Below are 26,348 nucleotides of genomic sequence, written 5' to 3' on the forward strand. Positions count from 1 at the left end.
ACGCCCTTGGCCGCCTATGCGGACCAGGTGGCGGTGCGCTGCCATCGCTGCGGCGCGCCGGGCTGGGTGCTGGCGCAGTGGGAGCCGTATCGCTGGCAGGCACGCTTCCGTTGCGGAGAGTGCGCCGCGGGGCTGGACAGCGACGCCGACGACTGGGTGGGGGCGGTGCAGCTGGAAGGCCATCGCGCCTGCGGGCATTGCGGACACAAATGGGTCCGGGTGCGTGCGACATCGACCGGCGCAGCATCTCCACCGGCAACCTTGTCCGGACGTTGCGCGCAGTGCGGAAAGAGCAGCCCGGTGGCCGTCACCGCGTACCGTGTGCGCGACGGATCGCCCTGCGATCCGCATTTCGGCCTGCCGTTGGCGCTGGTCGCGCCGACCCGCGCCGGCGTGCTGTGGGCCTACAACCCGCGCCATCTGCAGGAACTGCAGGACTATGTGGCGGCGACGCTGCGCGAACGCCGCGGTCTGTTCGGCCGCTCGATGGTGGCGCGCTTGCCGGCGTGGATGAAGCTGGCGCGGCACCGGCCGCTGATGCTGCGGACGCTGCAGCGCCTGCAGCAGGCCGGTGCGCAGTTGCCGCCGGTGCCTGCGGCGACGTGAGCGGCGGTGGAGTGCGAGGCGCTGCCGCCGTGGTCGTGCGCGTGCTGGCTGTGGATGCAATCGGCCCGGCGCGGTTGGCGCGCCTCGCGGCAACGACGATGTGGTGCTGGTTGGGGCGTTGGACTTCCATGGGTGATGCGGCGAGCGTCGGAACGCCGAGGCGGAGCGCGCGCTTGGAGTTTCCGGGTTTGCGCGCCGGCGCAAGCGATACGCCAGTAGTGCACCGGTCATGACCGACAAGACCAAGGACAGCATCCTTCTGCAGATTACCGAGGTGCTCGGTCCGTTGCTCAAACGCCAGGGTTCGTGCGCCGGCGGCATCGGTTCGAACGGCCGATGGCGACGGCAACGTCCGTGGCTATGCGTGCGACGTCGGGCGTGTACGCAGCGTCCGTGCGCATTTTGCCTTTCAGGTGATTCGCGCGATCTGCGCAATGGATGGGGGCATGCCGCTCAGTCTCTTTCGGTGGCCTGCACCGAGGGCACTGCAGGAGCGGCTTCAGCCGCGACAGCGTGCCCGTCGCGGCTGAAGCCGCTCCTACATGGGGGCGGCGATTGCAGCGGAACAACAACCGCTCGCACCTGCGTTGCCACGCTACGGCGCTGTGCTGGCTGCTGGCATCCAAACCAAGAACGGGAAGGCGCAACGCCGCCCTAGCCAAGGCGCGCTACAGCAAGCCGTCGCGCTTCACCGCCAGGTAGCGCTCGATCAGCGCGGCGGGCAGCTCCTCGCCGGTGACGTCGAGCACCATCACGCCGTGGCTGCGCAGGGCGTCGTGCGCGGCGCTGCGTTGCTGCAGGTAGCGTGCCACCGCGCCGGCCTGCACCGCCTGCGGCAGGTCGTGGACGTCCTCGCTCAGCGCCTGGTCCAGCTCGCGCTCGCGCAGGCTGGCCACGCAGACCAGGTGGCGGCGCTGCAGCAGGCGCACCGCGGCCAGCAGGTCCTCGATGTCCTCGTCGCGTACGTTGCTGACCAGCATCACCAGCGCGCGGCGTCGCTGGCGCAGCGACAGTTCGGTGGCCGCAGCCAGGTAGTCGGTGGCCACCGGCTGCGGCTGCAGGTCGTAGCTGGCGCGCAGCAGCACGTCGACCGTGGCCATGCCGCGTTGCGGCGCCACCCAGCGCGCCTCGCCGCCGCTGGCCATCATGCCCACCGCGTCGCCCTGGCGCAGCGCCAGGTACGACACCACCAGCGCCGCATTGAGCACATGGTCGAAGTGCGACAGGCCGCGTTCGCTGGCCAGCATCCGCCGCCCGGTGTCGATCAGCATCAGCAACTGCTGGTTCTTCTCGTCCTGGTACTCGCGCGAGATCAGCTTGCGCGCGCGCGAGGTGGCCTTCCAGTCGATCTGGCGCAGGCTGTCGCCGATGCGGTACTCGCGCATCTGGTGGAAGTCGGTGCCTTCGCCGCGGCGCCGCTTCAGGTGCGCGCCGACCAGACGCGAGGCCTGTTCCGCACTGAACGGGGCGAAGCGGGTCAGGGGCGCGAAGTTCGGATACACGCGCACGGTCTGCGCCGACCCGGCCAGGCGTTGCTGCCACCACAGGCGCCAGGGCGCATGCAAGCGCAGGTGGGTGCCGTCGAAGGCGAAGCGGCCGCGCGCGGTCGGGCGCAGTTGATAGCGCACCTGGGTCTGGTGCGCGGCGGGCAGGGTCATGCGCTGCGGCAGGCCCTGCAGTTCCCAGCCGCTGGGCACCAGGTCGAACAGATCCACGCGCTGGCGCTGCGCGCTGTCCAGGTGCAGCACGACCTCGCGCTGCACGCCCAGCGGCAGCGCTTCGGGCAACTCGCGGCGCACCTGCGGCGTCGGCCGCCGCCACAGCCGCCACGCATCCAGCGCCGCGACCAGCGCGATGCCTGCCGCGGCCGCCTGCCAGCTCCACAGCGGCAGCCAGCCCAGCGCCACGGCCAGGCCGCACAGCGCCCACAGTGCGAGCAGGGCCAGCAGGGGCGGGGCGGGTCTCATGGGGGGCTCGGGACCCGGGACCCGGGACCGGGGACCCGGAACAGCAGGATGCCGGACCGGTGGTCGCGACGTAACGCACATAGCCTCCGCGGCTGTACGCCTTCGCTTTTACGGGTCCCGGGTCCCGGGTCCCGGGTCGCGACCGTTCTCCCAGCCTCCCACCACCTCATTTCCGCGGCGCCTCCACCTTGGCCAGCAGGGCGCTCAGGGCGTCGTCGGCGCTCTGGCCTTCGATCTGCAGTTCCGGGGCCAGGGCGATGCGGTGGCGCAGGGCCGGCTTGGCCACGTCGCGGATGTCGTCGGGGATGACGAAGTCGCGGCCGGACAGCACCGCCTGCGCGCGCGCCGCGCGGACCAGGGCGATGCTGCCGCGGGGGCCGGCGCCCAGGGCGATGCCGGGCCAGCGACGGGTGGCGGCGACGATGCGCACGGCGTAGTCGATCACCTGCGGGTCGACGGCGATGGCGGCAGTGCCGGCCTGCATCGCCACCACGTCCTCGGCGCCCAGCACGCGCGGCACCTGCGACAGGTCGAAGTCGCCGGCGCTGCGGCCGCTGGTGACCGCGGCGACCATCCGCGCCTCGTCCTCCAGCTGCGGGTAGTCGATCAGGATCTTCAGCAGGAAGCGGTCCAACTGCGCTTCCGGCAGCGGGTAGGTGCCTTCCTGCTCCACCGGGTTCTGCGTGGCCAGGGCCAGGAACGGCGGCGCCAGCGGGAAGGCCGTGCCTTCGATGGTGACCTGGCCTTCCTGCATCACTTCTAGCAGCGCCGACTGGGTCTTGGCCGGGGCGCGGTTGATCTCGTCGGCCAGCAGCAGGTGGGTGAACACCGGGCCGCGACGGATCTTGAAGCTCTCGGTCTTGGGGTCGTACACGGCGTGGCCGCTGACATCGCTGGGCATCAGGTCCGGGGTGAACTGCACGCGTGCGTAGTTCAGTTCCAGCGCCTGCGCCAGCGCGCGCACCAGCAGGGTCTTGCCGAGGCCGGGCACGCCCTCGATCAGCACATGGCCGCCGGCCAGCAGCGCGATCAGGATCTGCTCCAGCACCTGCGGCTGGCCGATGAAGGCGTGGCCGACCGCGGCGCGGATCGCCTCGGCGCGTTCGATCAGGGCAGGGCCGGCGAGCGGCGCGACGGCGTCGGAGGAGGCGGTGGTCATAACTGGTTTCTCATCTGGACGAGGAGGCGGATGCGCTCGCGCAAGGCGGCGGGCTGGTGGGGCGGTGGCGGCTGCAGCGCCTGTTCGACCTGCGCCACCGGCAGCTGCAGGCGGTCGGCGATGGCGGCGGCCTGGGCCGGGCCCTCCAGCGCGGCGGCGATCGGCGCGCGCCGGCGCAGCCGCGCCAGGAACGCCTCGCGCACCGCCGCGTGCAGCAGGTCGGCGCGGCCGTAGCGCAGCAGGTGTTCGCCGCTGGCGCGCACGTGTTCCAGCAGCGAGCGGCGGTCGGCCGGCGGTGCGGCGCGCAGCGGCCCGAAGCGCTGCATGCGCGACCACAGCCAGGCCAGCAGGATCAGCAGCGCCGGCAGCCAGGCCGGCCAGCCGCGGGTGAACAGGGTGCGCCACAGCGACGGCAGTTCGGCCGAATAGACCAGGTGGATGGTGCCCTGGCCGTAGTTCGGCCCCAGCACCTGGCGGGCGAGCAGGCGGTTGCCGGCCTCGCGCAGCCCGCCGCCGCGCAGGACCGGGTCGTTCTGCATCGGCGAACCATCGAACATCTTGCCGATCCGGCTGTCCTGGTTCTCGAGGAAATCCAGTTGCGACAGCACGTCCACGCTGCCGTCGCCGTAGGGCACGCGCGCAAACACGAAGTCGTCGTCTTCGCCGCTCCACCAGTTGCTGGGCGTGTCCGGATCGATGTGGAAGCGGCGGCCGTCGCAGAAGACTTTCTGCGGCGCCGCGCCCGGCACCGCCATCATCAGGCAGTTGTCGGGGCTGCGCGCAGCGACGGTGATGTCCAGCGCTTCCAGGATCGGCACATCGCCGGGCTTGACCTCTGCGGTGGGCGTGCGCAGCACCAGATGCCCGCCATGCTCCACCCAGTCCAGCAAGGCGTCGCTGTCGGCCTGGCCGAGCATGCGCGGATCGCCGTACAGCACCACGCTGTCGTGTGGGTGCAGGCGCATCGCCGCCAGGTCCAGGCGTTGCCGCGACTCGGCGCGCACGCCGTCGGCGCGCAGGGTCTGGCGCAGCGCGTACAGCGGGTTGTAGGCGGCCTCGCCGCGCGGCGGCAACACGATCACCCGCTCGGCGCGTTCGTAGCGGCCGAAGAACCAGGCCGCGGCGACGCTGGCCAACAGCAGGCCGACCAGGAAGATCAGCGCATTGCGCGTGCCGCTGTTCATGCCTGCCACCGGAACTGCCGCTGCAGGTCGTCGACCAGCGCATCGAAGGCGCTGTCCTCGGGCAGGCGGCCGGCGTAGGCGGCGTGCTGCCAGACTCGCACCATGCGCGCGAACAGGCCGCGGTCGGTCTCATCGGGCAGGCGCTGCGCGGCGCGCAGGCACTGCGCCTCGGTGGCGCTGGGCGGCAGCACCAGGTCGGCGCGCTCGCACAGCGTCGCCACGCTGGCCCGGTACAGCAGCGCCAGCGCGTCGCGGTGGCGGCCCTCGCGCCAGGCGCGCCGCGCCACCGTCGCCACGTCGTCGGGCAGCGGCTGCGGCGCCAGCACCGGCACGTGCTCCGGCGCCGCCGGCACCGCCGCGCGTCGGCGTCCGCCGCCGCGCATCCACGGCAGCCAGTGCTTGGCGGTCAGCAGCAGCACCAGCAGCACGATCCCCGCCAACAGCCACATGCCCCATCTGCCGATGAACGCGATGGCCTGGCCCGCGGCCTGCAGCCATTCGCCGAACGGGGTGAGGTTGCGCTCCTTGTCGTCCGGCTTGGGCGGTTCGTCGGGATTGCGCTTCTTCCAGTAGCCGATGGTGCGTTTGGCGGTCAGCAGCGGGTCGGCGTAGGCGCGGTCGGCGGCGCGGGCGAAGCGCGCATCGGCGGCGGGCACGGTGTCGAACACCTCGTCCAACGGGACCGGGCGCGCCCCATGGTGGTGGCGCTCGGTGGCGTGTGCGGCAGGCGTCTTGCCGTCGGCATCGGTGTCGGTGTCGGCATCTGCGTCCGAGTCCGAGTCGGTGGCGGTTTCGCCATCGGCATCGCGCGTGTCGTCGGCTGTGGCCGGCGCTGCCGCAGTCTGCACTGCCGTGTCGTCGGCCACTGGCTGCGCACGCAGCGCTGCGGCTGGGGCGGCGAGCAGGGCCACGCACAGCAGCGCCAGCGGCGCGGCATCGCGCAGGCGCTCGGCCATCCGGCGCAGCGCCATCTCCACGTCCCAGGCTTCGAGCTGGGTGCGCCGGTTGAGGTACAGGCCGAAGCCGGCGCCGACGAAGAACGGTTCGATCAGGGTCATCGCCAGCCAGCCGATGGCGTTGAAGCCGAGGTCGGCCCACACCGGGGTCTGCTGGCCGATCAGCGACCAGGCCGCGCGCGCGGTTTCCGGCAGCAGGTCGATGGGCACGAACAGGAAGATCGTGGCGATGCAGGCCAGGCACAGCATTGCTTCGAAATGCCAGTACACGCTGGCCATCAGCAGCGCATGGCCGTAGATGGCCCCGCCCAGGGTGCGGCGGCGCTCGCGCTGCTGGTCGGTGCTCGCGCCTTCCAGCAGCTCCAGCGGCATGAACACGCTGCGCGCCGGGCTCAGCCGGCGCCAGGTCAGGTAGCCGAGCAGGGTGCGCCAGCCCCAGGTGCCCTGCGCGCGCACGGTGTCGCGCACGCGCGGCACGTCGCCGAACACCGCGCGCGAGATCACGAACAGCGGAATCCGGTCCAGCACCGGCTTCAGCCACCACAGCAGCAGCGGCGCCAGCCACAGTTGGTCGATCGCCCAGGCGCCGAGGTTGAGCACGGCGAACAGTGGCAGGGTGACCAGCAGCCAGGGCTTCCAGATCGCCCCGGCGTGGCGGCGGACCAGGGCGCTGCCCAGTTCCATCGCTTCCCAGGCCGAGCGTGCGCGCAGCACCACGTCCAGGCGCTCAATCCGCATCGATGGCCTCCGCCCGGCCGCGCCCGCCGCGCCACAGCCACGTCAGCACCAGCGTCCACAGCACCGCCGACACGCTGTACTTGATCCACGCCGGCACGGTCGCGATGGACGACCAGAACGCCTCGATGAAGGCGGCCACCAGCAACATTGCCGCCACGCCCAGGCATAGCCGGGCGCCGATCTTGCCGCCCTCCACCAGCGCATCGATGCGCCGCCGTCGTCCCGGCGCCAACACCTTCAGTCCCAGCTGCAGGCCGGCGCCGCCGGCGATCACGATCGCGGTCAGTTCGAACGGCGCATGCCCGGCGACGAAGCGCCAGAAGGTGACGCCGTAGCCGATCTGGTGCAGGTGCCCGGCCACCGAGCCGATGGTGATGCCGTTGAACAGCAGCACCAGCACCGTGCCCAGCCCCGCCAGCAGGCCGCTGGCGAAGGTGCGCAGGCCGATGCTGATGTTGTTCATGATGTAGTGGCCGAACATCTGCCAGTCGGTGCCGCTGTCGCGACCGAGCTTCTGCGCGCTTGCGGCCGGGTCGTACATGCGTTCGATCTGGCTGACCTGCATCGGGTCCATCAGCCCGTGGATCAGTTCCGGCCGGAACTGCAGCAGCACGAAAAGGGTCACCAGCGGCACCACGAACAGCGCGGTGGCCGCGGCCATGTAGCCGGCCTGGCTGCGCACCAGCTGCGGGAACTCGGCGAACAGGAACTCCGCCGCGCGCCGCCAGCGCGGACGCGGCGCCCGGTACAGGACGGTATGGCCCTGCTGCATCAGGTGCTGCAGGCGCACGGTGACCTGCGGGCTGTAGCCACGCCTGCGCGCCAGCGCCAGTTGATGGCACACGCGCCGGTAGCGTGCCGGCATGTCTTCGTCGGCGAGCGGTGGCGGCTGGTCTGGGCCCGGGCTCGGCGGCACGGCCGCGTGCTTGGGGTCGACGGTGGTGTCGGCGGCCTTCGCCGGCTTGCGTCCGCTGCCGCTGCGCTGCAGCCAGGCCTCGAACGCCTGCCACTCGTGCTGATGGCGCAGGACGAACTGTTCCTGCTTCATCGGCGGCCCAGCAGCCAGTTGGCCATCGCATACAGGCGCAGCACCCCGGCCTGGCCGGCCGCATCGGTCAGCGGCTGCGCCAGCGCGGCCAGCTCCAGCTGCCGCTCGGGGGTGAGCCGCGGCGCGCGCTCGGCGAAGGCGATCAGCGCGGTCTGTTCGGCCGGCAGCAGCGGCCGCGGCGGCGCGAGCGCGCTGGCGATCGGCGGCAGCGCCGCGTCCTCGCGCGGCGGCTGGTGCACCACCAGCGTGCCTGCGACCAGATCGCCCAGGCGCCGCGAATGCGCATCGAACAGGCAGGCGATCAGCCCGACCGCATAGCCGAACGGCAGCATGTCCACGGTGCGCAGCAGGTTGCGGGTGATCGCCGCCATCCACCCCACCGGCGCGCCGTCGCGCGCCACCACGCGCAGGCCCAGCGCCTGCTTGCCCAGGGTCTGGCCACGCCAGCCCTCCAGCACGATCGGGTAGCCCCAGAACACCAGGAACATCGCTACCAGGTACAGGCCCTGGCCGAGGCCGCCGAGCAGGCCGAGGAACATGCCCATGGCGGTGAGCAGGGCGAAGCGCAGCGCCAGATCGATCAACCAGGCCAGCGCGCGCGGCACCGCGCCGGCGGCCGGCAGCTGCAGCGGCACGCCCTCGGGCGTGATGACCTCGCGGTAGGTATCGAGCATGCGGTTCACCGCCGCCGCGTGGCGCGGCGGACAGGGGCGCCTGCGATGTGGGGAGGCCGTCCTTCCGTTCGGCCGGCTGCCTGTAGCGGCATGCTGCTCTCGACTGCGTCCTGCTTCCGAAGCGGCACTTTAGCCGGCAAGGCGTGAATTGCCCAGCGCGCCGGCGGCGCCGATCAGCGCACCGTGCCGCCGTCGCGCTGGCGCCCGGAGAACAGCTTGCGCACGCCGGCGACCAGGGCCATCAGGCCGACCAGCACCAGCTTCCAGGCCTTGGCCAGCAGCAGGCCGAGCTTGGCGAACAGGCCGGCCTTGGCCGCCAGGCCGCCGCCGATCAGGGTCGCCAGGCCGTAGCTGGCGATCTTGTCGGTGGACGGGTTGTGGTCGGCATAGCGCGCGCCGCTGTCGAACTCGGCCATCGGCAGCAGCTGCTGCATGCCCTCGCGCACCTGCGCCAGTTCGCCCATGCCCGAGACCGCATTGAGGCTGAGGTAGCCATGCCGGCCGAGCACGCGGATGTCGTAGTTGAGGGTGTGCTCGCGCTCGCCCGCGAACGCCAGCTCGCGCGCCCAGTACAGCTTCTTGCTGCCGGTGTCGTAGCGCGGCGGCACGGCCCAGCCGATCAGGTCGACCTGCTCGTAGCCGGCCTTCTTGCGCTGCGCGTTGGACTCGCGGGTCTCGTCCTGCATGTCCTTGAGCATGGCCTGGTAGTCGATCTTGCTGGCGTCCTCGTCGGACACGTAGCCGTCGTCGGAATAGGTGACCACCACCGCCCAGCTGCCCTTCTCGTCGAGCGCGGGGTGGCGCGGCACGATCAGGCCCAGCACGTCGTCGTCGGGCGGGTTGCCCCAGTAGCTCTCCAGCACCCGGCGCGCGTCGGTCTTGTCCAGGAAGCGGAACGCCGGGCCGAGGTCGAAATGCACCTTGGCCTGCGGCAGTTCGATATGGCCGTCGCGGAAATGCAGCGAACCGACGAACTGCTCGGCGGTCATGTCCGGGCCGCTGTCCTGGGCCAGCGCCGGGACGGCGGTGGTGCACAGCGCACAGAAAAAAGCGGCCAGCAGGCCGCGCAGCGAAGTCTTGATCATCGGCGATTCCATTCGGTGGCGTCCCCACGCCAGAGACGCGTAGTGTCGCGCAAGCGCGCGCGGTGCGCCAGTCGCGAGCGCGTATTTTCCCCGTGCGCGGCGCCGCGCGGCATCCCGCCGGCGCTGCGTCGGTGGCGCTCAGGCGGGGGAGGCCGGCGCAGGTCCGAGGCCGGCGTCGAAGGCGGCCAGCAACTGCGCGCCGTGCGGCCATGCGCCCAGGCCGCTGGCCGCATTGAGATGTCCCAGGCGGTCGAGTGCGGCCAGTCCGCTGCCCCAGTCGGCCGCGCAGCGGCGGCTGTAGGACGGCGCCGCGTACGGATCGTCGCTGCTGGCCACGATCAGGCTGGGAAACGGCAGCGGCGCGGTCGGCACCGGCACGAAACTGGCGGCGTGCGCATGCGGAAACGCGGCGCTGTCCGGGTCGGGCACCGCGACCAGGAAGGCGCCGCGTGGCAGGCGTTCGGCACGCGCGGCCCAATGCGCGACCAGCAGGCAGCCCAGACTGTGCGCGACCAGCAACGGCGGCGTGGCGCAGCGCTGCACGCAGTGGTCGAGTGCGCGCAGCCAGTCGTGCAGCTGCGGTTGCGCGAACGAGGCCGGCTGCAGCCGGCGCATGCGCGGGTCGTGCTGCTGCCAGAGGGTTTGCCAGTGCTGCGGTCCCGAGTCGCCGATGCCCGGTACGATCACCACGTCCTGCATGCGCTACGCTCCGTCGGAAGAAAGCATGAGTGTCGCGATGCCTGCCCGGCATCGCCATGGCAATGCATCGGCCCATGCGGCGTTTTTCCGATGAATCCACGGTGCGTGACGAGGGGGCGAGGCGAGTGGCGGCGAAGACCTGGCGGGGCGATGCCCTGGATTACGCGATCCTGGAGGCGCTGCAGTGCGATGGGCGCATCGCCCTGGCGGCGCTGGGGCGGCGCATCGGGCTGTCGCAGCCGGCGATGTCCGAGCGTGTGCGTCGGCTCGAGGAACAGGGGGTGATCACCGGCTACACCGCCCGGGTCGACCCGCGCGCGCTGGGCCTGGCGACCTCGGCCATCGTCCGCCTGCGCACCACGCATGCGCAGATCGGCGCCTGCCTGGAACAGTTCGCGCAGATGCCGCAGGTGCTGGACGTGCATCGGGTCACCGGCGAGGACTGCTTCGTGCTGCGCGTGCTGGTGCCTGCGCCGGCGCAACTGGAGCCGGTCATCGATGCGCTGGCGCGCTTCGGTGCGGTGACCACCAGCGTGGTGCTGCGCAGCGAGCCGCCGCGCCCGATCGGCCGCGCCTTGCTGGCGCTGGCGGCCGAGTAGCGGTGCGGCCTACTGCGGCGCGGCCGCGGCCGCGGCCAGGTAGCGGTCCTTCAGCCGCACGTAGTGCTGCGCCGAGTAGTGCAGGCTCTCGATCTCCTTGTCGCTGAGCATGCGCGCCTTGCGTGCGGGATTGCCCAGCCACAGTTCGCCCTCGCCGACGGTCTTGCCCGGGCCGACCACCGCACCGGCGCCGACGAAGCCGTACTTCTTCACCGTGGCGCCGTCCAGGATGCACGCGCCCATGCCGATCAGGCACAGGTCCTCGATGGTGCAGGCGTGGATGATGGTGCCGTGGCCGACGGTCACGTCCGCGCCGATCAGGGTCGGGTAGCCGGCGGCGTTGAACGGGCTGTGGTGGCTGACGTGGATGATGGTGCCGTCCTGGATGTTGCTGCGCGCGCCGATGCGCACGTAGTTGACGTCGCCGCGGATCACCGTGCCCGGCCACACCGACACGTCGTCCGCCAGCACCACGTCGCCGATGAGGGTGCAGGCGGGGTCCACATAGACGCGCGCGCCCAGCTGCGGGGTCTTGTCGAGGTAGGGGCGGATCGGGGACATGGCGCTCTCCGGCGGTGGGCGGCCGGCGGCCACGCGGGCGCCGATGATACCGCGCTCGCTCGGGCCGGCCGCCGCGGCGGGGCGCGTCCCCCGACGCCTGTCGCACACAAGGGCTAAGCTACGCCGGGCGTCGTGCGACGCCGTCGCGGAGCAATCGCCATGGTGGATCGCCCGACCGTCGCGGCCTACGACGCCGATGCCGCGCGCTATGCGCAGGACTGGCGCGACCAGGCCGCGCCCGAGGACATGTACGCACTGCTCCGCCGGCATTTCGCGCCGGGGCCGACCGCCGACGTCGGCTGCGGCGCGGGGCGCGATACGGCCTGGCTCGCAGCGCGCGGTTTCGAGGTGTGCGGCTACGACGCCAGCGCCGGGCTGCTCGAAGAGGCGCGGCGGCGCTACCGCGACCTGCGGTTCGAGCTGGCCGCGTTGCCGGCGCTGGACGGCGTCCCGTCCGGCGCGTTTCGCAACGTGCTGTGCGAAACGGTGGTGATGCATCTCGACCAGGCGGACGCGGCCGCCGCCGCCGCGCGGCTGGCCGAGCTGCTGATGCCGGAGGGCACCTTGTACCTGAGCTGGCGGGTGGCCGGAAACGACGCGCCGCGCGATGCGCACGGCCGCCTGTATACCGTGCTGGATGCGGCGCGGATGCGTGCGGCGCTGGGCGGCGGCATGCAGGTGCTCGACGACCACGAAGTCATCAGCGCCTCCTCCGGCAAGCGCGTGCATCGGCTGATCGCGCGCAAGGCCGCCGCCGCGTAGCGCCACGCACCTGGCATGTGCCGTGGTTGCACCGCCGCCTCCAAAGCGCCGGGGTTCGACGCGGCCAAGATCCGATTGTGCGATAAACGCACCGACAATCGATATTCGCACTTGAATGGTGCACTGCGATAAAACTAGCGTTGCCCCTGTTCCGGCGCCTGGCAGCGCACGACGCGTGCGCCACCGGCGGCCGCGGCGCCGCCTGCCGCCGGCGCGGTCCCGATTCTGTTGGAGATGGTGCATGTCCTGTGCGTTTTCCCGCGGCCTGGCCTTATTGGCGGCGGCCCTGCTTCCCGGTGCCGTGCGCGCCTACCAGGCCGAGCCGGCGCCGCCGGAGCGCAGCGTGCTCACCGTGGATCGCTACGCCGACGACGACGCCCCGGGCTCCCTGCGCTGGGCGATCACCACCGCCAACCAGGCGCCCGGCCGCTACCGCATCGAGATCGCCGCGGTCGGCGCGCCGCCGTACGTGATCCGCCCGCGCGCGCCGCTGCCGGCGCTGCAGGGGCCGCTGCAGGTGGTGGGCCTGGCGCGGGCGCATGATGGCCAGTACATCGCCATCGACGGCGCCGGCTACATCCACGGCAAGGGCACCGCCGCCTGCCCGGGTGCGGAGAAGGGTCAGTTCGGCACCAACGTGCGCAGCACCACGCTGCCGGGCCTGGTGCTGCGCGATACCCATGGCGTGGAACTGAGCGGCCTGGAGATCCGCAACTTCTGCATCGGCGTGCTGCTCAACCGCGCCAGCGACAATGTGCTGCGCGACAACCGCATCGTCGCCAACCACGGCGGCGCCGGGGTGATGCTGACCGGCGACGACGGCAACGGCCAGTCCACCGCCACCACCACGGTGCGCAACCGCATCGAGCGCAACACCTTCCTCGACAACGGCGACGGCCTGGAACTGACCCGCGGCGCCGCCTGGAACCTGGTGGCGGACAACGTGTTCCGCTCCACCGACGCCAACCCCGAGCCCTCGCAGGGCATCGAGATCCTGTGGGGCAACGACAACACCGTGTTGCGCAATCGGTTCGAGCGCTACTCCGACGGGCTGCAGATCAACTGGGGCAACCGCAACACCATCGCCGACAACGACTTCGCCGGCAATTCGATCGGGGTCAGCGTCACCGGCCGCGACAACCTCATCGAGGGCAACCGCTTGACCGGCAACGGCATCGGCATCGCGGTGCGCCCGCAGCCGCGCAGCGAACCCAACCGGTTCAGCGCCAACCTGCTGTCCGGCAACGGCCTGAAGATCGAACGTTGTTTCGCCGGCGGCGCCTGCGTGCCGGGCCAGCCACGCGGCGCCATCGTGTTCGGCGTGCCGGGCCTGGAACACGCGCCCTTCGTCGGCTCGCGCGGCATCGGCGTCGATCCGGATCCGCGCAAGCGCGCGGCGATCTGCGGTGCCGTCGCGGCGGACGGCTGCCAACCGCCGCCGAACTACGGCCAGGCCGCCCCGCAGTTGCGCGCGATCGCGCGCGGCGCCGGCGTGCCGCAGGTGCAGGGCAGCTTCGTCGGCCGCCCCGGCCATCTGTACACCGTGGAGTTGTTCGGCAATCGCCGGCCCGGCGACGACGAAGCCGAACGCTTTCTCGGCCGCGTCGAGGCGCCGGTGGATGCACAGGGGCAGGGCCGCTTCGCGCTGCCGCTGGACGGCGACAGCACGGGTCTGGCCACGCTCACCGCCACCGTCACCAGCGACGACGGCGCGACCTCGCCGCTGAGCGCGCCGCTGGCGGTGGCACCGTGAGCCGCGCCGCATCCGCCGGCGTTCGCACGGTGCGACGCGTGCCGTCGTTGCCGGCCTGGTCGCTGCTGGCCACGGCCGTCGCCTTGCTCCCGGCGGTCGCCGCTGCGCAGGACGCCACCGACCTGGCGCACAGCACCTTCAGCGGCGACTGGAACGGCACGCGCAGCGACTGGCTGCAGCGCGGCGTCAACGTGCGCGGCGACTACGTCGGCGAAGCCATGGGCGTGGTCGACGGCGGCCGCGGCGAGCGCGGCGCGCGCTATGCGCAGCAGGTGCGGCTGGGCGTGGATCTGGACCTGGCGAAACTCGCCGGCTGGGACGGCGGCGCACTGCATGTCACGGTCAACGACCGCCGCGGCCGCAGCACCTCGGCCGACCTGCTCGGCAACCGCTTCCCGATCCAGGAAGCCTACGGCGGCCAGTTCACCCGACTCACCGAACTGAGCTACGACCGCCGCTTCAACGACGGGCGTACGTACGTGAAGGCCGGCTTCTACGCGATGGGCAACCAGTTCGGCGCGCACACGCTGCTGACCAACTTCGTCAACGCCGCGTTCTGCGCGCATCCGCTGGCGATGTCCGGCAACAGCGGCTGGTACAACTATCCGAACGCGCGCTGGGGCGCCGAGGCGGCGCAGCAACTGACGCCGGCGGCGAACCTGCGGGTCGGCTGGTTCCAGGTCAACCCCAGCACCAACAACAACGTGCACACCGCCTTCGACCTGGACGCGCGCGGCACCACCGGCTCGCTGTTCCCGGTCGAACTCACCTGGACGCCGGGCGCCGGCGGCGCCTATCCGGGCACCTACAAGGTCGGCGGTTACTACGACTCCTCGCGGGTGCCGCGCAAGGGCCTGGATTCGCGCGCCACCACCGGCCGCGACGGCGCCTACCTGCTGGTGGAGCAGAAGCTGTATTCCCCTGGTGGCGAACGCGGCCGCGGCCTCACCGGCTTCGCCCAGTACATGATCTCCGACCGCGCCACCGCGCAGATCACCCGCTGGTACGCACTGGGCGGCGTGTACCAGGGCATCGGCCGGCGCAGCCAGGACCGCATCGCCCTGGGCTACGTCGGCGCCGACATCAACCATCGCCTGCTCGACGCGCGGCGCGCGGCGTTGCTCGATGCCGGCGTGCCGCCGGACGCGCCGGTGTTCGCGCTCGATACCGCCGAGGAACTCTACGAACTGTCCTACAGCGCGCAACTCACGCCGTGGCTGATGCTGCGGCCGGATGTGCAGTACATCGTCAACCCCGGCACCTTCGCCTATGCGCGCATCGACAACGCGCTGGCGGTGGGGCTGCAGGTCAAGCTCACCTTCTGAGCGCGCGCTGCGCGCCTTCCTGTCCAGGCCGACCCCGATGCCCTTGTTCCCACGACGACTGACCTTCCTGTGCTGCGCCGGCCTGTTGCTGGCGTCGCCGCTGCAGGCCGCACCCGCGGCGACGTCCGCGGCCACCCCGCTGCCGGCGCCGCGCGTCCTGCAGATCCGCGGGCTCGCCATCGGTGCCGGCCTGCCCAAGATCATCGTGCCGATCACCGCGCACGACGCCGAGCAGGCGCTGGCGCAGGCGCAGCGCATCGCCGCCTCGCCCGATGCGGACCTGGCCGAGTGGCGCATCGACCTGATGGACGGCGCCACCGACGCGGCGGCGCTGGCGGCATTGGGGCCGCGCCTGGCGCAGGCGCTGCACGGCAAGCCGCTGCTGCTGACCTTCCGCACCAAGGCCGAGGGCGGCGCGGTGGCGATCGACGATGCCGCCTACGGCGCGCTGTACGCCCGCCTGCTGGACGCGCGCTTCGCCGACCTGCTCGACGTGGAGATGGCCCGCGACCCGGCGGTGCTGCGGCAGCTGGTGGAGCATGCGCACCGGCAGGGCGTGTACGTGGTGATGTCCAGCCATGACTTCCACGCCACCCCGCCGGTGGCGGAGATGGTGGCGCGGCTGCAGCGGCAGCAGGCGCTGGGCGCCGACGTGCTGAAGATCGCGGTGATGCCGCGCGATCCGGGCGACGTGCTGCACTTGCTCGATGCCACCTGGCAACTGCGCCAGCGCAGCGGCCAGCCGTTGCTGACCATGGCGATGGGGCCGCTGGGTGCGGTGTCGCGGCTGTCCGGCGGTACCTTCGGGCAGAGCCTGACCTTCGGCATGCTCGGCAGCGCCTCGGCCCCCGGCCAGATCGATGCGGCACGCCTGCGGCAGGCGCTCGATGCCCTGCACGCGGCCGCGCCCGCCCAGTGACGCCGCCTCGCCGCGGTTCTCGTTCGCCGTTCCTGCAGGAGTGACCCCATGAGCCATGCCGCCGCCCCGCCCACCGCGCTCGTCCTGGACCGCATGAGCGGTTTCCAGTGGACGGCGATCGCGGTCTGCGTGCTGTTGAACATGCTGGACGGGTTCGACGTGATGGTGATGGCCTTCATCGCCCCGCACGTGTCCGAGGCCTGGCACCTGTCCGGCAAGCTGCTGGGGATCGCGCTCAGCGCCGGGCTGGTGGGCATGGCGCTGGGCTCGCTGCTGCTGGCGCCGCTGGCCGACCGCTGGGGCCGGCGCAGCATGATCCTGTGCTGCCTGGTGATCCTGACCGTCGGCATGGCCGCCTCGGCGCTGGCGCAGGACATCTGGCAACTGGCCGCGCTGCGCGTGTTCACCGGCATCGGCATCGGCGGCATGCTCGCCGGCGTGGGCGTGATCACCGCCGAATACGCGAGCCCGAGGTGGCGCAGCACGGCGGTGGCACTGCAGGCCACCGGCTATCCCATCGGCGCCACGCTGGGCGGGTTGATCGCCGCGGTGCTGCTGGAGCGCTGGGGCTGGCACGCGGCCTTCCTGTTCGGTGCACTCGCCTCGCTGCTGTGCATCCCGGTGGTGCTGGCGCTGCTGCCCGAGTCGCTGGATTTCCTGCTCAGCCGGCGCCCGCCGGATGCGCTGGCGCGGCTCAACGCGCTGCTGGCGCGCATGCGCGCACCGACGCTCGACGCGCTGCCGCCGCGCCCGCCGGTGCAGGAGAAGGCCGGCTACGCGGCGCTGTTCACCCCGCGCCTGCGCCGCAACAGCGTGCTGATCGCCTTGGGCTTCTTCATGCACATGTTCGCCTTCTATTTCGTGCTGAGCTGGACGCCGAAACTGCTGGTGCAAGCCGGGCTGTCGGCCGAACAGGGCGTCACCGGCGGGGTGCTGCTGAACCTGGGCGGCATCGTCGGCGGCGCGGTGTTCGGCGGGCTGGCCGCACGCTTTTTGCTGCCGCGGTTGACCGCGGCCAGCTTCCTGATCGCCGCACTGGGCATGGCCGCATTCGCCACGCTGGGTGCGCAGCTGCAATTGGCCTTCCCGGTGGCCTTCGTGATCGGCGCGGCGCTGTTCGGCTCGATGGCCGGCCTGTATGCGCTGGCGCCGATCGTGTTCGCGCCGAGCGTGCGCACCACCGGCCTGGGCTGGGCGATCGGTATCGGCCGCGTCGGTGCGATCCTCTCGCCGATGACCGTCGGCGTGCTGGTCGACGCCGGCTGGCAGCCGGCCAACCTGTACTACGTGCTGGCGTTGCCGCTGCTGGTGGCCATTGCCGCGGTGTTGACGATGCGGCTGCAGCCGGCGCGTTGAGGGCAGGGCGCCGCGGGCGCACGTCTGGCCGACGCTGAGAACACCGCGCTTGACGGTGCGGGCAACGCCGGCCTGGCCTACGCCACTCATACGACGCCGCTGCGCGGCGCCGTAACTCATGCGTTGGCCAATCGAGGCGCCGCGAGGTCCGACGAACGCCGGGCCATCCATTGCCACCGCACAGGTGGCAATGGGGCGCCGTTTTCCTACTTGGCGTTCGGCAGCGCGTAGGCGATCACGTAGTCGCCGCGGTCCGGCGACTGCCGCGCGCCGCCGGCGGTGATCACGATGTACTGCTTGCCGTTCTTCGCCGACACGTAGGTCATCGGCCCGCCCTGGCTGCCCACCGGCAGCCGCGCCTTCCACAGTTCCTTGCCGGTGCCGCTGTCGAACGCGCGCAGGTAGTAGTCCTGGGTGCCGGCGATGAACACCAGGCCGCTCTGCGTGGCCAGGGTGCCGCCCAGCGTTGGCATGCCGACCGGAATCGGCAGGTGCATCTTGAAGCCGAGCGGGCCGGTGTCCTGCACGGTGCCCACCGGCACCTGCCAAGCGATGCTTCGGGTCTTCAGGTCGATCGCGCTCAGCGTGCCGAACGGCGGCGCCTGGCAGGGGATGCCCAGCGCCGACAGGAAGCGGTTCTTGTTGACCGCGTACGGCGTGCCCTTCAGCGGTACCGCGCCCATGCCGGTGTTGACCGCCTCGCCACCGCTGGAGGCGGCCGCCTTCTCGGCCTTCTGCGGAATCATCTGCACCCACAGGCCCAGGCGCATGTCGTTGGCGAACACCACGTCGTGCACCGGGTCGACCGACAGACCGCCCCAGTTCATGCCGCCCAGCGAGCCGGGGAAGCTCAGCGACACGTCGGTGCCGGGCGCGGTGTACAGGCCTTCGTAGCGCATCTTCTTGAAGGCGATGCGGCACAGCATCTGGTCCAGCAGGGTGGCGCCCCACATGTCCGCTTCGGTCAGGTGCTTGGTGCCGATCTGCGGCATGCCCACCGACAGCGGCTGGGTCAGCGCATACGGTTCGTGGGGGATGTCGGCCGCCTTCACCGGCACCTCGCGGACCTCGGTCAGCGGCGTGCCGGTGGCGCGGTCGAGCACGTACAGCTGGCCGGCCTTGGTGCCGATGATCAGCGCCGGCACCTTGCGGCCGTCGGCCATCGGGAAGTCGATCAGGCTCGGCTGCATCGGCAGGTCGAAGTCCCACAGATCGTTGTGCACGGTCTGGTAGACCCACTTGACCTTGCCGGTGCTCGCATCCAGCGCGGTGATCGAGGCGCCGAAGCGGTGGTCCAGCGCGCTGCGCTCGGCGCCGTACAGGTCGGTGGACGGGCTGCCCATCGGCAGGAACACGGTGTTGGACGCGGCGTCGTAGGACATCGGCGCCCACACGTTCGGCGTGCTGCGCACATAGGTCTTGCCCGCGGCCGGCGGCTGCGTGTCCTGCGGGTTGCCCGGGTCGAAGGCCCAGCGCTGCGCGCCGGTGATCACGTCGAAGCCGCGGATTACGCCGCCGGGCATGTCGGCCTGGACGTTGTCGGCGACGCGGCCGCCCACCACCACCGTGGTCCCGGCCACGGTCGGCGCCGAGGTCAACTGGTAGAACGGATCGGGTGCGGCGCCGAGGCCGGCCTTCAGGTCGACCTGGCCGTTCTGGCCGAAGCCGCTGCAGAACGCGCCGGTGTCCGCATCCAGCGCGATCAGCCGCGCGTCGATGGTGTTAGTCAGCACGCGGCGCCGGCAGTTGGCGCCGGCCGGCAGCACCGCCGCCGCCACCGGCGACGCGTTGGCCGCCGTTGGCTGGGCCAGCGCCGCGTCGGCATCGAAGTAGGCCAGGCCGCGGCAGCGCTGCCAGACCGAGGACTTCGCATTGATCTCGTGCTTCCACAGTTGCCGGCCGCTGCTGGCGTCCAGCGCGATGACGTTGTTGTGCGGGGTGCACACGTACAGCGTCTCGCCGATCTGCAGCGGGGTGGTCTGGTCCTCGGCGCCGTTGCCGTCGCTGAGGGCGACATCGCCGGTGCGGTAGGTCCAGGCCACCTGCAACTGGCCGACGTTGCCGCGGCCGATCTGGTCCAGCGCGGCGAAGCGGTTGCCGCCGGCGGTGTTGCCGTAGTGGCTCCAGTCGCGCTGCGCCTGCGCCGGGGTCACCGGCACCGGTGCCGGTCCGGGGCCGCTGGCCGCCACCGGCGGATGCGGCACGAACATGCCGGCCAGGCCGCCGGCGCAGGCCAGCGCCAGCACCGCCGCCAGCGCGTACGCGCCGCGGCCGCCGGGCAGGCCGCGGGCGCGGCGCAGGGTCGGGTAGACCAGGGCGACCAGCAGCGCCAGCACCGCCGGCATCATCAGCCGCGACACCAGCGGCCAGAATGCCAGGCCGGCGTCCCAGTAGGCCCAGGCCACGCTCAACACGAAGGCCAGCGCGTACAGCCAGGCGCCGGCCGGGCGCCGCCGCAGCACCAGCACGGCCGAGGCCACGCAGGCCGCGCCCATCGCCAGGAAGTAGGGGCTGCCGCCGAGCGTGGCCAGGCGGATGCCGCCGACCAGCAGCGCCAGCCCGATCAGCGCCAGCAGCAGGCCGACGCTCCACAGCACGATCCGGCCACCGGCCGACACATCCAATTGGGTTTGCACGTTTTCGATCCTCTGCAGGGGAGACGCACGGCGTCCGCGGCCGGCCACGAGGGCGGAAAGCGGGCGTGCGCACGATGACATGCCGCGTCTGGCAAGGACGTCGCCACGTTGGGCGATTATCGCATTTGTGTTCGGTAATAGAACGAATGGCGACGCCCGCCAACGCGATGCTGCGCGCCGGTTTCCGACGTTTCTCCGACCTTGGTGAAGCCCGTACAACGCACTGTTACAGGGATGGTGCGATGCGACACATCCCTGGAGTAGCGTTGCGCGTTTCTTCCCAGCCGCACTCCCCATGTCCGACCTCCTCCAGGCGCCTCGTCGTCCCCTTCGCTGTGCCGTCGTGCTGGCCATTGCCGTGGCCGGAGGCTGCTCCGGCGACAAGCCAGCGGCTGCGCCGCCGCCGCGGGTGGGGGTGCTGACCCTGGGCGCACGCACGCTGCCGGTCGAGCGCACGCTGGCCGGTCGTACCGTGGCCTACGAGACCGCCGACGTGCGCCCGCAGGTCGGCGGGCTGCTGCGCCAGCGTCTGTTCCAGGAGGGCCAGGAGGTCAAGGCCGGGCAGGCGCTGTACGTGATCGACCCAGCGCCGTACCAGGCCGCCTACGACATCGCCCGCGGCAACCTGGTGCAGGCCGAGGCGGCGCTGGCCAGCGCGCGGCCCAAGGCCGAGCGCACCCGCACCCTCACCGACATGGATGCGGCCAGCAAGCAGGACGCCGACGACGCGCTGTCTACCTTGCACCAAGACGAGGCGGCGGTGGTCGCAGCCAAGGCGGCGCTGCAGGCGGCGCGGATCAATCTCGACTACACCCGCATCACCGCACCGATCTCCGGCACCATCGGCACCTCCGCCTACACCGTCGGCGCGTTGCTCACCGCCGCGCAGGATGCGGCGCTGACCACCATCCAGCGGCTGGACCCGATCTACCTGGACGTCACCCAGTCCAGCACGCAGATGCTGGCACTGCGCCGCCAGCTCGATGCCGGGCAGATCCACGCCATCGACGGCAAGGCGCAGGTGCAGGTGCGGCTGGAGGACGGCAGCACCTACCCGCATGCCGGCACCCTCGAATTCGTCGGCACCCAGGTCAACGCCGGCACCGGCAACGTCACCCTGCGCGCGGTGGTGCCCAATCCCGAGCACCTGCTGCTGCCGGGCATGTACCTGCGCGCAGTATTGCCGATGGCCACCGACCAGGGCGCGGTGCTGGTGCCGCAGCAGGCGGTGACCCGCGATAGCAAGGGCGAGCCGCTGGTGAAGCTGCTCGACGCGCACGACAAGGTGGTGGAGCGGCACATCCGCACCGGCGAGGCCCTGGGCCACGACTGGGTGGTGGAGTCCGGGCTCAAGCCGGGCGAGCGCCTGATCGTGGTCAACGGCAGCCGCGCCGAACTCGGCAAGCCGGCGCAGCCGTATCCGGTCACCGCCGCCCAGCTCGACGCCGCGCCGGCGCTGCCGGGCGACGACGCCCAGGCCGACTGAGGACTCCCGCATGTCGCGCTTCTTCGTCAACCACCCGGTGGTGGCCTGGGTCATGGCCATCGTCATCGTCCTGATCGGCATGCTGGCCATCCATGGGCTGCCGGTCGAACGCTATCCGCACATGGCGCCGCCCACCATCACCGTGCGCGCCACCTACACCGGCGCCTCGGCGCAGACGGTGGAGAACACCGTCACCCAGCTGATCGAGCAGTCGCAGCAGAGCCTGGACCACCTGCTGTACATGACCTCCACCAGCGCCTCGGACGGCACCGCGCAGGTCAACCTGGTGTTCGAGACCGGCACCAACGCCGACACCGCGCAGGTGCAGGTGCAGAACCAGTTGCAGTCGGTGATGTCGGTGTTGCCGCAGGCGGTGCAGCAGAACGGCCTGGTCATCACCAAGTCCAGCGGCTCGCTGTTCGAGGTGGTGGCGTTCACGTCCGACGACGGCAGCATGGACAACTTCGATGTCGCCAACTACATGGAATCGAACATCGACGACCAGATCAGCCGCGTCAGCGGCGTCGGCAACATCCAGCCGCTGGGCTCGGAATACGCCATGCGCATCTGGCTGGACCCGGAGAAGCTGCGCAAGTACGCGCTGATGCCCTCGGACGTGGAGAATGCGCTGCAGTCGCAGAACACCGACGTGTCGGCCGGCGAGATCGGCGGCCAGCCGGCGTTGCGCGGGCAGCGCCTGGACGCCACCGTGACCACCCGCAGCCGCCTGCAGACCCCGGCCCAGTTCGGCGCGATCGTGCTCAAGAGCGATGCCAGCGGCGCCGCCGTGCACCTGTCGGACGTGGCCAGGATCGGCCTGGGCCCGGAGACCTACGACAGCATCACCCGCTTCAACGGCAAGCCCTCGGCCTCGCTGGGCATCGAGCTCAACTCCGACGCCAACGCGGTGGAGACCTCCAGGGCAATCGACCAGCGCCTGCAGGAACTCAAGCAGTACTGGCCGCACGGCTTCAACTATCACATCGCCTTCAGCACCACGCCGTTCGTCACCACCTCGATCAAGGAAGTGGTCATCACCCTGATCGAGGCGGTGCTGCTGGTGGTGGCGGTGATGTACCTGTTCCTGCAGAACTGGCGCGCCACGCTGATCCCGACCATCGCCGTGCCGGTGGTGCTGATGGGCACCTTCGGCGTGCTCGCCGCGTTCGGCTACTCGATCAACACCCTGACCATGTTCGCGATGGTGCTGGCGATCGGCCTGCTGGTCGACGACGCCATCGTGGTGGTGGAGAACGTGGAGCGGGTCATGGGCCAGGAAGGCCTGCCGCCGAAGGAAGCGACGCTGCGTTCGATGCAGCAGATCGGCGGCGCCTTGGTCGGCATCGTGCTGGTGCTGACCGCGGTGTTCGTGCCAATGGCGTTCTTCAACGGCGTCACCGGCGTGATCTACCGCCAGTTCTCGATCACCATCGCCGCCTCGATGATCCTGTCGGTGCTGGTGGCGATGACCCTGACTCCGGCGCTGTGCGTGACCATCCTCAAGCCGCTGCACCAGGGCGAAGCGCCGATCGGCTCGCACGGACGCCTGGGCTGGTTCTTCATCTGGTTCAACACCCGCTTCCGGCACCTGTCCGAGCGCTACCGCACGCTGGTCGAGCGGGTGCTGGGCCGGCGCGCGCTGGGCCTGGTCGCCTATGCGCTGCTGATCGCGGTCACCGGCCTGCTGCTGTGGCGCCTGCCCGGCGCGTTCCTGCCCGACGAGGACGAGGGCATGCTCAACGTGCTGGTCAAGCTGCCGGCCGGCTCCACCCTGGAGCAGACCCTGGCGGTGACCGACCGGCTGACCAAGGCCGCGCTGAAGGACCCGGGCGTGCGCTCGGTGCTGTCTTCGGCCGGTTTCAGCGTCACCGGTGCCGGCCAGAACGTCGGCATGGCCTTCGTGCGGCTGAAGGACTGGGACGATCGCAACGACGATGCGGCGACCATCGCCGACCATCTGAACAAGGCGCTGGCCGACGTGCCCGACGCGGAACTGTTCGTGACCTCGCCGCCGGCGATCACCGGCCTGGGCGACGCCTCCGGCTTCACTTTCGAACTGATGGACTACGAAGGCGCCGGCCACGCCGCCCTGGTCGCCGCGCGCGACAAGCTGCTGCGCCTGGCCCAGCACGATCCCAAGCTGATGAACGTGCGCTACGCCAGCCTGGAGGACGCGCCGGTGTACGCGGTCAAGATCGACGACGCCAAGGCGCAGGCGCTGGGCGTGGACCCGGGCGACATCAACGCCACGCTCAACAGCGCGCTCGGCGGCGACTTCGTCAACAACTTCATCTACAAGGGCCGCATCAAGAAGGTGTTCGTGCAGGGCGACGCCGACGCGCGCATGGCGCCGCAGGACCTGGACCGCTGGACGGTGCGCAACGGCGGCGGCGACATGGTGCCGATGTCGGCCTTCACCCGCTCGCACTGGACCAGCGCGCCGGCCGCGCTGGAACGCTACAACGGCGTGTCGGCGATGGAACTGACCGGCCAGGCGGTGCCCGGGGTCAGTTCCGGCGCGGCGATGGACGCGATGGCCGAACTGAGCAAGCAGTTGCCGCATGGCTTCGGCTACGCGTGGTCGGACATGGCCTACCAGGAGAAGCTGTCGGCCAACCAGGCGCCGGCGCTGTACGCGATCTCGCTGCTGTTCGTGTTCCTGTGCCTGGTGGCGCTGTACGAGAGCTGGTCGATCCCGTTCGCGGTGATGCTGGCGGTGCCGGTGGGCGTGTTCGGCGCCGTGCTGCTGATGACCCTGCGCGGGCTGGAGAACGACGTGTACTTCCAGGTGGGCCTGCTGACCACGGTGGGCCTGGCGGCGAAGAACGGCATCCTCATCGTCGAGTTCGCGCGCGACCTCGAACACCGCGGCGAAAGCCTGCTCGCCGCCACCCTGCACGCGGTGCAGATGCGCCTGCGGCCGATCCTGATGACCTCGCTGGCGTTCCTGCTCGGCGTGCTGCCGCTGGTGTTCAGCAAGGGCGCCGGCTCGGCCGCGCGCCACTCGCTGGGCACCGGCGTCACCGGCGGCACTCTGGCCTCGATCACCCTGGGCCTGTTCTTCGTGCCGCTGTTCTACGTGATCGTGCGGCGGATGTTCCCCGGGCGCCCGGCCGCCACCGAGGAGGCGCAGGCATGAGCGCGATCTCCCGCATGAGCGTGGCGGCAGCCACGCTGCTGGCCCTGTCCGGCTGCACCCTGGCGCCGACCTACGTGCGCCCCGCGGCGCCGGTACCGGCCGACCTGGCCGCGGCCGATGCGGCGCCCGCGACCGGCGCCGCCACCGACACGCTGGCGATGCCGGACTGGCAGCAGGTGTTCCTGGATCCGCGGCTGCGCCAGACCATCGCGCTGGCGCTGCAGAACAACCGCGACCTGCGCGTGGCGATGCTGTCCATCGACAAGGCGCGCGCGCAGTACCGCATCCAGCGCGCCGCGCAGCTGCCGTCGTTCGATGCCAACGCCAGCATGAGCCGCGGCCGCAGCAGCGCTGCCAGCAACGACGACGGCGTCTCCCAGGTCAGCACCAGCGACACCCTGCAGGTCGGGCTCAGCAGCTGGCAGTTGGACCTGTTCGGGCAACTGCGCAGCCTCAGGCAGGAGGCCCTGCAGAACTGGCTGTCCAGCGCCGAGAACCAGCGCAGCGTGCGCCTGAGCCTGGTCGCCCAGGTCGCCGCGGCATGGCTGACCGTGGGCGCTGACCAGGAACAACTGACCCTGGCGCAGCAGACCCTGGACAGCCAGACCCAGACCCTGCAACTGACCGAGCGCCAGCACGGCGTCGGCAGCGTGTCCGGGCTGGACCTGGCGCAGCAGCAGACCAGCGTGGAATCGTCACGCGTCGCCGTCGCCAGCGCTGCCAGCCAGTTGGCGCAGGCGCGCGATGCGCTGCAGCTGCTGGTGGGCGCGCCGGTGGAGGCGGCGCTGCTGCCGACCGCGCAGGCGATGCAGGACAGTGTCGCGCTGGCGCCGCTGCCGGCGCACCTGTCCTCGACGGTGCTGTTGCAGCGCCCGGACGTGCTCGCCGCCGAGCACACCCTGCAGGCGGCCAACGCCGACATCGGCGCCGCGCGCGCGGCGTTCTTCCCGTCGCTGAGCCTGACCGCGTCGACCGGGCGCAGCAGCGATGCGCTGTCCACGTTGTTCTCCGCCGGCAGCCGCACCTGGTCGTTCGTGCCCAGCATCACCGCGCCGATCTTCCACGCCGGCGCGCTGAAGGCCTCGCTGGACGCGTCCAGGCTGGGCAAGGACATCGCCGTGGCGCAGTACGAGAAGGCGATCCAGTCGGCCTTCGCCGAAGTGGCCGACGCCCTGGCCGCGCGCGACCACCTGCAGGCGCAGCTGAGCGCGCAGCAGGCCCTGGTCGACGCCAGCCAGCGCAGCTACACCCTGGCCGACGCGCGCTACCGCGCCGGCCTGGACGGGCACCTGGCGGTGCTGGATGCGCAGCGCTCGCTGTACGCCGCGCAGCAGGCGCTGATCGCGCTGCGCCTGCAGGACGCCAGCAACCGCGTCACCCTGTACCAGGTGCTCGGCGGCGGCGCCGACGCCCAGGCCCCTGCCGCGCCCTGAGCCGGAGTGGGGCAGGCCTGGGCGCCTGAGGCAAGACCGTGGACAGAGAGTAAAGCGGAGCTCGAGGCAGGCCTGAGCATGCAGAAGCGTCGCCACGCGCCACGCCCCCCTTGTGGGAGGGACTTCAGTCCCGGCGCATGGCAGTCGGACGCCATCCAACTGTCGACCCAAGCGACGTCCTGTGCGACATCCCCATCACGCCTCACGCGGCCAGCCGCGCGCTGTTTCCCTGACCGACCTCGGTCGCACGCAACGGCACGTGC

General features: G+C 71.4%; 20 protein-coding genes. 10 read left to right on the forward strand and 10 right to left on the reverse strand.

Going from position 1 to position 26,348, the window contains the following annotated elements; all coding sequences use genetic code 11:
• Positions 1–6 precede the first annotated feature (6 nt).
• Entirely contained in the window at positions 7–606 is a 600-nt protein-coding gene (locus FHR56_RS20045) for a hypothetical protein (protein WP_160946864.1), read from the forward strand.
• 668 nt (positions 607–1,274) lie between these two features.
• On the opposite strand, the gene FHR56_RS20050 is transcribed toward FHR56_RS20045, so the two are convergent.
• From FHR56_RS20050 to FHR56_RS20085, 8 genes are all read right to left on the reverse strand, one after another.
• Positions 1,275–2,573: a DUF58 domain-containing protein gene (locus tag FHR56_RS20050; protein ID WP_160946757.1), complete on the reverse strand. Its 1,299-nt coding sequence runs from the start codon at positions 2,571–2,573 to the stop codon at positions 1,275–1,277.
• A 166-nt stretch (positions 2,574–2,739) separates the two neighbouring features.
• The gene (locus tag FHR56_RS20055) at positions 2,740–3,732 is read right to left on the reverse strand and encodes a MoxR family ATPase (RefSeq protein WP_160946756.1); all 993 of its coding nucleotides are present in this window, start codon (positions 3,730–3,732) and stop codon (positions 2,740–2,742) included.
• A complete protein-coding gene (locus FHR56_RS20060; RefSeq protein WP_184502844.1) occupies positions 3,729–4,916 on the reverse strand; it encodes a DUF4350 domain-containing protein in 1,188 nt (395 codons plus the stop codon). The genes FHR56_RS20055 and FHR56_RS20060 overlap by 4 nt, the downstream gene beginning before the upstream one ends.
• The gene (locus FHR56_RS20065; RefSeq protein WP_160946754.1) at positions 4,913–6,610 is read right to left on the reverse strand and encodes a DUF4129 domain-containing protein; all 1,698 of its coding nucleotides are present in this window, start codon (positions 6,608–6,610) and stop codon (positions 4,913–4,915) included. The genes FHR56_RS20060 and FHR56_RS20065 overlap by 4 nt, the downstream gene beginning before the upstream one ends.
• Complete coding sequence (locus FHR56_RS20070; RefSeq protein WP_160946753.1) at positions 6,600–7,658, reverse strand: stage II sporulation protein M; 1,059 nt, start codon at positions 7,656–7,658, stop codon at positions 6,600–6,602. The genes FHR56_RS20065 and FHR56_RS20070 overlap by 11 nt, the downstream gene beginning before the upstream one ends.
• Positions 7,655–8,332 carry an RDD family protein gene (locus tag FHR56_RS20075; RefSeq protein WP_184502845.1) on the reverse strand — a complete coding sequence of 226 codons (678 nt, stop codon included), beginning with the start codon at positions 8,330–8,332 and terminating at the stop codon, positions 7,655–7,657. Before FHR56_RS20075 ends, FHR56_RS20070 begins: the two co-directional genes overlap by 4 nt.
• 173 nt (positions 8,333–8,505) lie before the next feature.
• Complete coding sequence (locus FHR56_RS20080) at positions 8,506–9,429, reverse strand: DUF2167 domain-containing protein (protein ID WP_160946751.1); 924 nt, start codon at positions 9,427–9,429, stop codon at positions 8,506–8,508.
• A gap of 126 nt (positions 9,430–9,555) precedes the next feature.
• A complete protein-coding gene (locus tag FHR56_RS20085; protein WP_160946750.1) occupies positions 9,556–10,116 on the reverse strand; it encodes an alpha/beta hydrolase in 561 nt (186 codons plus the stop codon).
• Positions 10,117–10,190: 74 nt separating this feature from the next.
• On the opposite strand from FHR56_RS20085, the gene FHR56_RS20090 reads away from it, so the two are divergent.
• On the forward strand, positions 10,191–10,715 hold the full coding sequence (locus FHR56_RS20090) for an Lrp/AsnC family transcriptional regulator (protein ID WP_202406937.1): 525 nt from the start codon (positions 10,191–10,193) through the stop codon (positions 10,713–10,715).
• Positions 10,716–10,724: 9 nt separating this feature from the next.
• Here the strand turns inward: FHR56_RS20090 and FHR56_RS20095 are convergent, their stop codons facing one another.
• On the reverse strand, positions 10,725–11,276 hold the full coding sequence (locus FHR56_RS20095) for a gamma carbonic anhydrase family protein (protein WP_160946749.1): 552 nt from the start codon (positions 11,274–11,276) through the stop codon (positions 10,725–10,727).
• A 159-nt stretch (positions 11,277–11,435) separates the two neighbouring features.
• Here FHR56_RS20095 and FHR56_RS20100 point away from each other — a divergent pair, with 159 nt between their 5' ends.
• The 5 genes from FHR56_RS20100 (at position 11,436) to FHR56_RS20120 (ending at position 17,391) form a co-directional block, all read left to right on the forward strand.
• The gene (locus FHR56_RS20100; RefSeq protein WP_160946748.1) at positions 11,436–12,038 is read left to right on the forward strand and encodes a class I SAM-dependent methyltransferase; all 603 of its coding nucleotides are present in this window, start codon (positions 11,436–11,438) and stop codon (positions 12,036–12,038) included.
• 241 nt (positions 12,039–12,279) lie between these two features.
• Positions 12,280–13,791: a NosD domain-containing protein gene (locus tag FHR56_RS20105; protein WP_160946747.1), complete on the forward strand. Its 1,512-nt coding sequence runs from the start codon at positions 12,280–12,282 to the stop codon at positions 13,789–13,791.
• Between the two features lie 38 nt (positions 13,792–13,829).
• The gene (locus tag FHR56_RS20110) at positions 13,830–15,116 is read left to right on the forward strand and encodes a carbohydrate porin (RefSeq protein ID WP_343160751.1); all 1,287 of its coding nucleotides are present in this window, start codon (positions 13,830–13,832) and stop codon (positions 15,114–15,116) included.
• A gap of 37 nt (positions 15,117–15,153) precedes the next feature.
• Positions 15,154–16,035 (forward strand): type I 3-dehydroquinate dehydratase, encoded by an 882-nt coding sequence (gene aroD / locus FHR56_RS20115; protein WP_160946746.1) that lies wholly within the window; start codon positions 15,154–15,156, stop codon positions 16,033–16,035.
• Between the two features lie 48 nt (positions 16,036–16,083).
• Positions 16,084–17,391, forward strand: a complete 1,308-nt coding sequence (locus FHR56_RS20120) for an MFS transporter (protein ID WP_184502846.1) — start codon at positions 16,084–16,086, stop codon at positions 17,389–17,391.
• A 206-nt stretch (positions 17,392–17,597) separates the two neighbouring features.
• Here the strand turns inward: FHR56_RS20120 and FHR56_RS20125 are convergent, their stop codons facing one another.
• A complete protein-coding gene (locus FHR56_RS20125; RefSeq protein WP_160946744.1) occupies positions 17,598–20,027 on the reverse strand; it encodes a glucose/quinate/shikimate family membrane-bound PQQ-dependent dehydrogenase in 2,430 nt (809 codons plus the stop codon).
• A 343-nt stretch (positions 20,028–20,370) separates the two neighbouring features.
• Between FHR56_RS20125 and FHR56_RS20130 the strand changes: the two genes are divergently transcribed.
• From FHR56_RS20130 to FHR56_RS20140, 3 genes are read left to right on the forward strand one after another with little or no spacing between them, the layout of a single operon-like run.
• Positions 20,371–21,513: an efflux RND transporter periplasmic adaptor subunit gene (locus FHR56_RS20130; protein WP_160946743.1), complete on the forward strand. Its 1,143-nt coding sequence runs from the start codon at positions 20,371–20,373 to the stop codon at positions 21,511–21,513.
• A gap of 10 nt (positions 21,514–21,523) precedes the next feature.
• The gene (locus tag FHR56_RS20135) at positions 21,524–24,652 is read left to right on the forward strand and encodes an efflux RND transporter permease subunit (RefSeq protein ID WP_160946742.1); all 3,129 of its coding nucleotides are present in this window, start codon (positions 21,524–21,526) and stop codon (positions 24,650–24,652) included.
• On the forward strand, positions 24,649–26,085 hold the full coding sequence (locus tag FHR56_RS20140; RefSeq protein WP_160946741.1) for an efflux transporter outer membrane subunit: 1,437 nt from the start codon (positions 24,649–24,651) through the stop codon (positions 26,083–26,085). The genes FHR56_RS20135 and FHR56_RS20140 overlap by 4 nt, the downstream gene beginning before the upstream one ends.
• Positions 26,086–26,348 lie beyond the last annotated feature (263 nt).

The sequence above is a fragment of the Xanthomonas sp. F10 genome (assembly GCF_014206815.1).
In the GTDB taxonomy this organism is placed as follows: Bacteria; Pseudomonadota; Gammaproteobacteria; order Xanthomonadales; family Xanthomonadaceae; genus Xanthomonas_A; species Xanthomonas_A indica.